This window comes from Ignavibacterium sp., from assembly GCA_032027145.1.
In the GTDB taxonomy this organism is placed as follows: domain Bacteria; phylum Bacteroidota; class Ignavibacteria; order Ignavibacteriales; family Ignavibacteriaceae; genus IGN3.
This window is the reverse complement of record JAVSMP010000001.1, coordinates 1,145,936-1,157,596: the sequence shown is the minus strand read 5'-3', so window position 1 is coordinate 1,157,596 and position 11,661 is coordinate 1,145,936. Positions and strand designations below refer to the sequence as shown.

Sequence of the window (11,661 nt, the reverse complement as noted above, 5' to 3'; positions counted from 1 at the left end):
TTTGGAATTATATCTTCTTTCTGAATTTTAAGCCTTCCAACCCCTGTAATCCGCCTGTATGAATTGCGATAATTGAAGAATTCGTTGGGAAATAATCTCTTTTAATCAGATCAAATAATCCATAAAACATTTTACCGGTATAAATTGGTTCGATAGTTATATTATGTTTTTTCAAAAAAATATTGCAGAACTCAATAAGTTCTTTAGTTACCTTTGCATATCCGCCAAAATGAAAATCCAAATTTATCTTCCAGTTCTTAAAATCATCAGCATCAAAGTATTTTAGAAAAGAGCTGATATTTTGATTCAAAAACTCACCGCTTTTTAGTACAGAAAAGCCTAATGCAAATGCATTTTTATTAAGACCCAGTATTAAACCTGCTAATGTCCCTCCGGTACCGCAGGCAGAGCATACATAATCAAACTTTATATTTATTGATGATATTATTTCAGCACATCCTTTTACAGCCAAATGATTTGATCCGCCCTCGGGGATTAAATAAAAATCACCATGCTTATTTTTCCATTTTTGGATTAATTCATGATCATATTTTTTTCTGTAAGATGCTCTATCAATGTATTCAAGATACATTCCATTTTCATTAGCAAATGACAGGGTAGGATTTAACGGCAGATGCTCTTCTCCTCTTATAACTCCGATAGTTTTGAAACCAAATTTTTTCCCTGCGGCTGCTGCGGCGTGAATATGATTTGAGAAAGCACCACCAAATGTAAGAAGAGTTCTAAAGCCAAGTTTCTCAGCTTCAATCAAATTATATTTTAGTTTATACCACTTATTACCAGAGATATACTGATCTGTAAGATCTTCACGCTTTACAAAAACTCGAATTTGCTTTTTTGTAAAGAGATCATCAAATATTTCTATTAAAGGTGTATTGGGATTTAATAAATTCATTTTATTCGGTTTTTCCAATCAGAAACTAATAAATTTATCAATCAAGTCCTCAATGATCTTGATGCGTCTCAGGTTATTTTAAGCGATCCAATCTCTGTTCAATCAATTCTTTGTAAAGAATTTTTGTTGATAGTAAATCATAAGCAGACGAAAGTATTATCTTTCCATCTAAATTTTTTAATAAAGAAAAATTCTTTAAATGCATATCAGCATTGCCAGTTATGAAGCAAAATAATGTTAATTGAAAAAATCTTATTACATCATTACCAGCATAATCAGAGTGTTTTAAGATTGCTTTTCCAACTTTTTCCATCGGACTGCTGTATTTTCTTGCTGTTAGCATCTCGGTTATTTGCGCCATATCTTCAAGATGAAGTTTTTCAGATTTTAACCTGTCAAATCTTTTACTGATATATGCAAGTTCACCAGATCTTAATTTGATCAATAAATGTTCTGCTGTTTTGATTCCTAATAATTCTGAAGGATACATTGTTAAATCCTCTACTTCGGGCATCTCAGGAAATTGCTCAACAGGTGGTTTTAAAATATAATTTCCCCATTATCCTACTATTGTTAATCTATTTTTCTCTTTTTTCTTTTACAAAGTTTGATAGCTTGCTCATTTTATACCTTTACGAGTGTAATTATATTTATCAGGAGCTGAAATATACCTGTATGGGTATAAATACAAGAGTTTTCTAAGAAATTATACCTGAGCGGGTGTAGAATATAATAGAGAAATGATTGGAATTGATTAACTAAGGAAAATTTTTAATGCTTTTATAAAAGCAAGGACTCGTTTTGATGCTCTGCAATATTATTGCTTAGTGAATTTTCTAATTCTTACAACTATAAAAGTTCCTTCACTAACATTTGTTATTGGAATGCAAATTTTATTTAAACTGAATACTCTACTTTTAAATGGTATGAACAATTTTCAACATCATTCACACCATAACAAGCCAAACCTTACACCATTTGCATCTTAAGGCATTTATACTGATTGGCTTACCGCAGTGTGGGCAGAGTTTAGTTTTTGTTTTTTTTGATATCATTATTAATCCCATTTTATACTCTCCAGTCCCCCAGGCTGGAGAAAAAGAATATTGGGGGACTTCCCGTTTATCCTTAGTAATTTTAATTTCAGATGTAAATAAAAGGACTAAGGGTTAACAGCAAGGTTAGTAAAGGGGTTAATTTCCGGTTAATTTAAAAATATTTTTTAAGATTTGATTAGTTCTTCAAAAGAAAGAGGAAATTGTTCATCATACAATCTTTTATATTCGGCAACAAATAAGTTGAAGGAATTTTTAGCAATGTGATGTCTTCCGATATCGGATAAAGTTTTTATCTTCAATTTGATAGCTTCCTGCTCTACTGAATCAAATAATAATATTATATCACATAGTTTAATACGATTATCAAAATCCTGAAATATTTCATTGTCATCAAAATATTGTTTAAGAAATGTTATTGCTTCATTATTGATTGCAAATTTTATGGAATCCAGCCAGTCGTAACTGATTCCTTTTAAAAATTCACCGCCGCCGAAAATATTTGATATTGTTTGAAAAGATTCATCCTTGAATTCATTAATATTTTGTTTATTGGTTTTTAATTTTAAATAATCTAAATAATCACAGCCTGCACCATTACTGAATCTAATAATCCATAGCTTCTCAGAAAATTCCAGGTCTATACCTTCAACTGATGACAATGCTTTTCTAAGCCTGTTAATTGCCACCCCTCTGTTTGATTTAACACTTTCGGGAGAAGAATCGGGCCAGATGATCGAAGAAAGTTCTTCAGATGTAATTCCGCTATGATGATTGCCTAAACTTCTTAATAATATCAATAAGAATATTTCCTTAAGCTTAGGAGAAAGTGATTGGAAAATTTCACTTCCATCTTTATCATAAATCCATAATCCACCAAAAAGATTAACTGAATTTTTATTCCGTCTGACAATAAAATTATAGCTTACTTCTCTATTAGCGGCTTCTGAAACGCCAGTATTTAATTTTCCTTTTTTCAGAAAAACAAAAATTGTTGTGCCGGCAATTAAAATGAATATTGGAATAAGGAACACGAGAAAATTATTTTCCCCCGAATCATTATTTTCAGTGTATAGTTCAGCAGTTTCAGAGATTGGCGGATAGCTGATTGAATACAGTTCAACTTTTGCAGAATCAAATATTACAGATATAAATTCGTTAGTTGATTTATTGTAATGCAGATAATGATACACCCATTTGTCGGTTCGAGAGCTCCAAAAGTTATCTTTGATCCTGGATATGGCTCCTGTATTGAGATTCATTTTATTTAAATAAATATTAAAATAATCATCTTCATCAGTTTTTGATAAGAAATAAACTGTGGAATCTTTTTATTCAAGTAAAGATAATTTGCCAAAACAACATAATTTATTTTTTGTCCTTCGGGATATTTTAATTTCTTTAAAGTTAAGTCATTAAGATTAAGCAGAAAAAAATCATTTAAATTATTAAATCCATCTTCCTGCTTTCCCGACTTGTTTCCAAGTCCGCCATAAATTAAATATTCCCCTTCATTAAAACCCTTACCAAATGCAAACCATGTACGCGGGTTCATTTCATTCTTTTTCAGGTTAATCTTTTCCCATTTTTTTAGATAAAAGTTGTATTTGAATAAATCATTTTTTACAGAATACCATCCGTAACCACCAAGTAAATAGAGATTACCTCCTTTGGGATAGATAAATTTTGCACTGCCAAAATAATGTCCGCTATAGTTTCTTGAATAATCAATTACCGTCCACTTCTTTTCTCTTAAATCGAAAACAGAAACCTGACCCATTCCATTCATAAATGAGTAAAGGACCTGATTGCTGTCATCATAAAACAATTCATTCCAATAACCCGGACTTATCGAATCATATTTGATAACAGAATCTTTACCCGATATGAGGTTATAAATCAGCAAATCGCTTTTACGATCAATAAAAAGACGTGAATTAACTGAATCAAATGCAACGCCTAAACAATTAAGCAGTGAGTCAGATATAAAAAAATCAGTAATGTGTTTCCACTTCTGATGATCCTGATAAATCCAAACAGGATTAACGACTGTCACTTTAATATTTTCAAATCTATCGTATAAAGGATTTTCCTTAAAAGGGTTTAATTCCCACTGATATTTTATCTTATCATTTTCACTAATTATAATATTTTTTACAGCTATAGCCGGCACATCATAATCACTAAAGTCTTTTAAATCCTTTATGCCAAAAACAAATTTAAATTGATCTTGATTTTTTATCGGATAATTAATTTTATCTATGGAATTATTACTCCAGTATGCTCTTAAAATTTTATCTTTTCGATCAATTTCCAATTTAAAATTAAACCATCTGTTTCTTGTCAGTTCATTTCGGGGGATTTTAATCTCTAAAGATGTTTTATTAAATGGTTCTGTAATTTGTATGTACGAGGTATCTTTGTTTTTAAATGGTACATAGACTACCCGTATTTCATTTCCTTTTTCGTCTTCAATTCTGAGTATTGGTCCAAATCTCTTAAAGTCCCAAAAAGAAATATCGAAAGAGATGTAAAAAGAATTACTTAATTCTAATGGCTTTCCTTCATTCAGAAAAATTGATGTTTTCTGATGTTTGGATACATTTTTGGAATTGAATTTAATTCCCGCCAGATCGTTTGTTTGAGAATATCCGAAAGATACTCCAAAGATTATAAGGAGGGAAATTATTGGCAGCCAAAATTTTTCAGGTACCGGAGTTTTCAAATTTCTTAAGTTAATATTAAAAAATTTTTTTCTATCTATTTGAATTCTTACGATTTCTTTTTTACTCAGCTATAATTTACAAGCTATAGTATAACCCGCCAGAGTTTTACAATTTATATGATCAATGAATACTGTTACTGTAATAATTCTTTAATTTTATTTTGCAGCTCATTTAACACTATATCAAATCTCTCACCCGTTTTTCTTATCTTTATTTCACATTTGTTTTCCTTAAGCTTTTTTTCACCTACTACTATCTGAATGGGCATACCAAGCAGATCTGCATCATTAAATTTGAATCCAGCTGTTACATCGCGATCATCAAATAAAACATCTATTCTTTCTTGATTAAGATCATTATAAATTTTTTCACAGGTATCAACTATATCCTGCTTCTTTAAGTTCAATCCAATTAAATGAACAAGAAACGGTGCGATAGCTTTATCCCAGATAATTCCATTTGCATCGTGATTCTGTTCAATAGAACAAGCCATAACACGCTCAACGCCTATTCCGTAGCTTCCCATAATTATCGGATGCTCTTCGCCTTTTTCATCTGTAAAAAGAGCTTTCATTGAGTCTGAGTATTTAGTACCGAGTTTAAATATATGCCCAAGTTCAATCGCTGGAAAAACTTCAAGCAGCCTTTCGCAATCGGGGCATCCTTCACCTGACTTTACTATTCTTAAATCTGCGTATTCAACATTTTGTATGTCTCGAATAAAATCTATTCCGCCAATATGAAAATCATTTTTATTAGCGCCGCTGAACATATTGTTTGCATTCTTCAAACGATTATCAGCTATTATTCTTCCATTAAAACCAACAGGACCAATTGAACCTGCATCAGCTCCTGAAATTTCTTTTAGTTCATCAGGATGAGCCGGGCGTACAGCACCACCAAGCTCTTTCTCTAATTTAGTTTCGTTTACTTCATCATTACCGAGCATTAAAACCAAAATTGGTTTTTCGTTGTGGATATATATTCTTGATTTTGCGCATTGTGTTTCATCAATCTTTAAGAATTCACAAAGCTCATCAATACTTTTAACATTTGGTGTAGAAATTTCAAAAACACTTTTACTTTCACTATCTCTTTCAACTCCATCAACTCTTGAGCTGGCAACTTCCACATTTGCTGCATAACCACAGGATTTGCAGTAAGCAACCGTATCTTCACCTGCCGGGGATTTAACCATAAATTCTTCGGAGCCGGTACCACCCATAGCACCGCTTGATGCGCCAACAACAAAATACTTTAATCCGCAGCGATCAAATATTTTTCTGTAAGCTTTATCGTGCAGATCATAGGACTTATCCAAACCTTCCCAGCTCGTATCAAAACTATAGGCATCTTTCATCAGAAATTGCCGCCCCCGGATAACACCGCTTCTTGGTCTCGGTTCATTTCTGAATTTAGTCTGTATCTGATACCAGATCTGCGGCATATCTTTGTAAGATTTAACAACATTGCGTGCATGAAAAGTCATAATCTCTTCATGGGTTGGAGCTAAAACATATTCACGATTTTTTACCTGAAATAAAGTATCACCAAAAGCAGCAACACGATTCGTCTCTTCCCAAACTTCTTTTGGATTAAGTGCGGGCAGATGAAATTCCTGTCCGCCAATTGCATCCATTTCTTCGCGGATAATTTCGGATATTTTTCTGATTACACGATATCCAAGTGGAAGAAAAGAATAGATTCCTGCAGAAAGCATCCTGACCATTCCTGATCTTAACATTAAAATATGACTTGCTACTAAAGCATCATTAGGAACTTCTTTAAGTGTTGGAACAAAATATTTACTTAATCTCATAACTTTTTTTCTAAACAATTTTTGTTTTTTGTGAAATTTTGAGGCTTAAAATACTGATTTGAACAGGCTTATCAAAGCAAGTAAAATTTTATAAAGAATAATAGGATTTGTGATAAGCTGGAATAATTTTTAATAATTATTTTTTTAAGTTACCGCCTGAATTTTAAATCATTTATACTCTCGAAAGATTATTATGGAACACACATCAAATGTCGAAATACCATTGTTAAGTATTTTACCGTTCGTTTTAATGCTTTTATCAATTGCCCTTTTCCCTTTGTTCTGGAATCACTTTTGGGAAAAAAACCGTAACAAACTTTTGGTCGCTATTATTTTAAGCATTCCTGTTTTAATCTATTTACTGCTAAATGGATTTACACACGAACTAGAACATGCAATAATTTTCGATTATGTTCCGTTTTTAATTTTACTTGGTGCTTTATTTACTATAACCGGCGGAATACTTTTAACCGGTGATATTGAAGCTAAACCAAAAATTAATACTTTGTTTTTAGGAATAGGTGCTGTGCTTGCTTCATTTATGGGAACAACAGGTGCTGCGATGCTATTGATTCGTCCGGTCATCCAGACAAATAAAGAAAGAAAATACAAGATTCACACAATTTTATTCTTTATCGGTATTGTTGCCAACTGTGGCGGCTTATTAACTCCGCTTGGTGATCCGCCGCTGTTTATGATGTACTTAAGAGGAGCACCGTTTACATGGTTTTTTCATTTGGTACCTGAATGGTTCATTACAAATTTACTATTGCTTATTATTTACTTTTTTGTTGATTCTCATTACTATAAGAAAGAGCCACATTCAGCTATTGTCAGCGATAAAACAGATATCCGCCCGATAAAAATTGAAGGTAAAAGAAATTTTATTTTTTTAGCCGGAGTTGTTCTTGCAGTTGCTTTCATCAATGAGCAATATCTTTCATTCATAAACATTAATCCTTATTTCAAATTCGTTCGTGAGGCATTTATTCTATTAATGGCTTATCTGTCATTATTATTTACACCAAAACTTCTAAGGACTTCAAATAATTTTACCTGGCATCCGATAGAAGAGGTAGCTTATTTATTCCTCGGTATTTTTATAACGATGGTTCCGGCGCTGCTCTATCTTGAAATAAATGCAAAACATCTTGGAATCCAATCAGTTGAACAGTTTTATTATTATACCGGACTATTAAGCAGCTTTCTGGATAATACACCAACTGCTGTTACATTTCATTCGCTTGCATTAGGACTCGGAATAACAGAAGGAACTTTGGTTGCAGGAATTCCTGAAATTCTGTTAAAAGGAATTTCGACAGCCTCTGTATTTTTTGGTGCTATGACATACATAGGGAATGGACCTAATTTTATGGTAAAGGCTGTTGCAGAAGAAAACAATATTAACATGCCTGATTTTTTCAGTTATATGTTTAAGTTTTCTATTATTATCTTATTACCGATATTCATTATAGTTCAATTGCTGTTTATATAACTAAGTACCGAATATGAATCTACAATCATTTAATCCATGGCATAATGTTAGTCCCGGCAAAGATGTGCCAAAAACAGTAAACGGAATAATTGAAATTCCAAAAGGCTCAAAGGGAAAATATGAATTGGATAAAGAAAGCGGTTTATTAAGATTGGACAGAGTCCTTTATTCGTCTGTACATTATCCTGCAAATTATGGTTTCATTCCTCAAACTTATTGTGATGATAAAGATCCTTTAGATATTCTGGTAATATGCTCAATTGATGTTGACCCTTTATGCATTATCGAGTCAAAGGTTATCGGTGTAATGCATATGCTTGATGATAACGAGCAGGATGATAAAATAATAGCTGTTGCAAATAATGACATGGCGGTTAATTATATAAATGATATTTCAGAATTACCTCCGCATACAGTTATTGAGTTAAGAAGATTTTTTGAGGACTATAAAAAACTTGAACACAAGCAGGTTGTTGTAGAACAGTTTATCGGCAAAGAAGAAGCATATAGAATTGTTAATGAAGCTGTAGAACTATATACGAAAGAAAAAAACAATCTGATTAAATAACTATAGGAACCGAGATCGCATAAATAGTTTTATCTGTTCACAAATCAGTAACAAATAAAATTTAAAAGACAAAATACAGCCGCGAATGCACTAACTGTTTTACTATTCGTGAACCCGCGGCGATAAGAATTAATTATTCTTCAAATACTCTCTTAGCACATACTGTAAAATACCCTGATTCTTATAATATTCTATTTCTATTGCTGAATCTAATCTTGCCTCAACTTTAAATTTAGTTTCCTTTCCCGAAGAATGAATTGCTTTTACATCTAAAATTTTATGTGGTTTTAAATTATCAGCTAAACCATTTATACTAAAAGTTTCAGTACCATCTAAACCTAATGATACAGCATTCTGACCATCTGTGAACACTAATGGTGCAACACCCATTCCTACAAGATTACTTCGGTGGATACGCTCGAAACTTTCCGCAATAACTGCTTTTACCCCCAATAGAAAAGTTCCTTTTGCCGCCCAGTCACGTGAAGACCCCGAACCATATTCTTTACCGGCAAGAATAATTAACGGCGTATTATCTTTTTTGTATTCCATCGCAGTATCAAAAACATTTTTTACTTCACCTGTTGGAAGATATCGGCTGAAGCCGCCTTCTTTATCGGCAATTTTATTTTTAATTCTTACATTTGCAAATGTACCACGCATCATTACTTCGTGATTTCCTCTTCTGGAACCGTAAGAATTAAAATCTCCTTTAGAAATTCCTTTGCTGATTAAATAATTACCTGCGGCTGAAGTTTCTTTAAAAGATCCGGCAGGTGAAATATGATCGGTTGTAACAGAATCTCCTAAATACAAAAGTACTTTTGCATCTTTAATATCCGTAACGGGGTCAGGTGTGGCTTTTAAATTTTCGAAGAACGGGGCTTCCCTGATATAAGTTGAGTTCAGATCCCATTCAAAATTCTGATCAAGATTAACCTTCAGATTTTTCCAATCTGCTGAGCCGTTAAAAATAACATCATACACTTCCTGAAAATCATCTTGCTTCATACAGTCACTGATAGTCTTTTGAATTTCATCTCTTGAAGGCCAAATATCTTTGAGATAAACTGGCAGACCATTTGGATCAAAGTCAATTGGATCATTAATTAAATCTATATCTACCCTGCCTGCTAAAGCATAAGCAACTACAAGCATTGGAGACATTAAAAAATTCATTTTTACCTGTGGATGAACTCTTGCTTCAAAGTTACGGTTTCCTGATAGAACAGAAGCAACAATCAATTCACCCTTATCAACTGCTGTAGCTATAGCAGGTGGAAGCGGTCCTGAATTACCAATACAAGATGTACAGCCATAACCAACAGTATGAAAACGTAAAGCTTCAAGATCAACATTCAAACCCGAGCGCTCTAAATATTTGGTAACAACTTTTGATCCCGGAGCTAAAGAAGTTTTTACCCAGGATTTGGTTCTCAATCCTTTTTCGATAGCATTTCTTGCAAGCAACCCCGCTCCAACCATTACCGCAGGATTAGAAGTATTTGTACAGCTTGTTATCGCTGCAATTACAATACTGCCATCGCTAAGAACAAATTCTCTGTTCGATTCTTTTATCCTTACCGAGTGAAGATGGCTGCCGTCAAGAATAACTTGTGAATGTGTTTCTCCGCTGATTGGTACTTTACCCAAAGTAAACTCTGTACCTGAACCGCCTTCAATGAGCATTGCATATTCAGCTCTTTCATTCTTAGGCTGATATTCGCGGCTGAACTCAGTTTTTAAAATCTCTTTAAATTTTTTCTCTAAATTTTTAACAAGTATTTTATCTTGTGGTCGTTTAGGTCCGGAAACCGTTGGCTCTAATGTTGATAAATCCAGCTCAACTATTGAAGAATATTTGATGTCTTCATTTCCGGTTCTCCAAAGAAGATTTTCCTTGCAATATTTTTCTACAATTTTTATTTGCTCTTCAGAACGGTTGGTAGAATGCATATACTCTAAAGTTCTATCATCAATAGGAAAATAAGTTACCGTGCAGCCGAACTCAGGCGACATATTACCAATAGTAGCACGATCAGTAACTGTCAGATGTTTTAAGCCGTCTCCAAAAACTTCAACAAACTTTCCAACTACACCGGTATCCCGAAGAAGTCTTGCAATTGAAAGCACCAAATCAGTAGCGGTGCATTCATTTGGAATATCACCGGTAAGTTTTAAACCAACTACCTGCGGACAAGTAAAGAAAATCGGCTGACCAAGCATTGCAGCTTCTGCTTCTATACCGCCAACACCCCAGGCAATAACACCGATACCATTAACCATCGGCGTATGTGAATCGGTACCAACTAAAGTATCTGGAAAGAGCCAGCCATCTCTTGCAATAACACCTTTAGCAAGATATTCTAAATTTACCTGATGACAGATCCCCATTCCCGGAGGAACAACAGTAAAATTGTTTAATCCTTTTTGTGCCCATTTTAACAGCTCGTAACGCTCTTTGTTTCTTTCAAATTCCAGCTCAACATTTTTATCGTATGCATAATCAGTTCCGTAATAATCCACCTGGACTGAATGATCAATCACTAAATCAACGGGTATGGCTGGATTAATTTTCTGTCCATCTTTTCCATGTCGTACAAACTCAGAACGTAAAGAAGCCATATCAACAACAGCCGGCACTCCTGTAAAATCCTGCATTAAAATTCGTGCGGGCATAAAAGGAATATCTTTATCAACCGCTTCTGGGGTCCATTTTAACAATGTTTCTACGTGTTCATCTGTTATGCTAAACCCGTCATAATTTCTAAGCACATTTTCTAAAAGAATTCGAATACTGAATGGTAAATGATTTACATCCCCTGTTTTAAGATTTTTCAAGGAACAGTAATTATACTTTGTTCCGTTAACTGAAAACTCTTTTAACGATTTTGCTTTTGAATACTTCATATATAATTATTGATTTTGTGTTTTGTTTCTAAAAAGAATAGTTTAAAACCGATGATTATTTATCTAACTCTGCAACTTACAAATAAATAGATATTTTTCAACATATTTCTATCTTAGAATTATTCAGCATCAATCAGTAAGTTCTTAATAATGAAAAAAGAATTTTGTTGCA

Annotated in this window: 8 protein-coding genes; 2 read left to right on the top strand and 6 right to left on the bottom strand. The window is 33.2% G+C overall.

The window, feature by feature from the left end; genetic code table 11:
* Positions 1-7: 7 nt before the first annotated feature.
* From ROY99_04720 to ROY99_04700, 5 genes are all read right to left on the bottom strand, one after another.
* Positions 8-916, bottom strand: a complete 909-nt coding sequence (locus tag ROY99_04720) for a pyridoxal-phosphate dependent enzyme (protein ID MDT3695673.1) — start codon at positions 914-916, stop codon at positions 8-10.
* Between the two features lie 73 nt (positions 917-989).
* Positions 990-1,463 carry a HipA domain-containing protein gene (locus ROY99_04715; GenBank protein ID MDT3695672.1) on the bottom strand — a complete coding sequence of 158 codons (474 nt, stop codon included), beginning with the start codon at positions 1,461-1,463 and terminating at the stop codon, positions 990-992.
* A 675-nt stretch (positions 1,464-2,138) separates the two neighbouring features.
* The gene (locus ROY99_04710; protein ID MDT3695671.1) at positions 2,139-3,233 is read right to left on the bottom strand and encodes a hypothetical protein; all 1,095 of its coding nucleotides are present in this window, start codon (positions 3,231-3,233) and stop codon (positions 2,139-2,141) included.
* A 5-nt stretch (positions 3,234-3,238) separates the two neighbouring features.
* Entirely contained in the window at positions 3,239-4,696 is a 1,458-nt protein-coding gene (locus ROY99_04705; protein ID MDT3695670.1) for a hypothetical protein, read from the bottom strand.
* A gap of 134 nt (positions 4,697-4,830) precedes the next feature.
* Positions 4,831-6,516, bottom strand: coding sequence for a proline--tRNA ligase (locus ROY99_04700; GenBank protein MDT3695669.1), 1,686 nt, complete (start codon positions 6,514-6,516; stop codon positions 4,831-4,833).
* A 193-nt stretch (positions 6,517-6,709) separates the two neighbouring features.
* Between ROY99_04700 and ROY99_04695 the strand changes: the two genes are divergently transcribed.
* Together ROY99_04695 and ROY99_04690 are read left to right on the top strand one after the other, a co-directional pair.
* Positions 6,710-8,011: a sodium:proton antiporter gene (locus tag ROY99_04695; protein MDT3695668.1), complete on the top strand. Its 1,302-nt coding sequence runs from the start codon at positions 6,710-6,712 to the stop codon at positions 8,009-8,011.
* Positions 8,012-8,024: 13 nt separating this feature from the next.
* Positions 8,025-8,579: an inorganic diphosphatase gene (locus ROY99_04690; GenBank protein MDT3695667.1), complete on the top strand. Its 555-nt coding sequence runs from the start codon at positions 8,025-8,027 to the stop codon at positions 8,577-8,579.
* Positions 8,580-8,708: 129 nt separating this feature from the next.
* Here the strand turns inward: ROY99_04690 and acnA are convergent, their stop codons facing one another.
* The gene (acnA, locus tag ROY99_04685; GenBank protein MDT3695666.1) at positions 8,709-11,489 is read right to left on the bottom strand and encodes an aconitate hydratase AcnA; all 2,781 of its coding nucleotides are present in this window, start codon (positions 11,487-11,489) and stop codon (positions 8,709-8,711) included.
* Between the last annotated feature and the right edge of the window lie 172 nt (positions 11,490-11,661).

Bases quoted from the DNA above. Each gene is read 5' to 3' on its own strand.
- ROY99_04695 (MDT3695668.1), top strand. From the start codon at position 6,710: ATGGAACACACATCAAATGTCGAAATACCATTGTTAAGTATTTTACCG.
- ROY99_04710 (MDT3695671.1), bottom strand. From the start codon at position 3,233: ATGAATCTCAATACAGGAGCCATATCCAGGATCAAAGATAACTTTTGG.
- ROY99_04700 (MDT3695669.1), bottom strand. From the start codon at position 6,516: ATGAGATTAAGTAAATATTTTGTTCCAACACTTAAAGAAGTTCCTAAT.
- acnA (MDT3695666.1), bottom strand. From the start codon at position 11,489: ATGAAGTATTCAAAAGCAAAATCGTTAAAAGAGTTTTCAGTTAACGGA.
- ROY99_04720 (MDT3695673.1), bottom strand. From the start codon at position 916: ATGAATTTATTAAATCCCAATACACCTTTAATAGAAATATTTGATGAT.
- ROY99_04690 (MDT3695667.1), top strand. From the start codon at position 8,025: ATGAATCTACAATCATTTAATCCATGGCATAATGTTAGTCCCGGCAAA.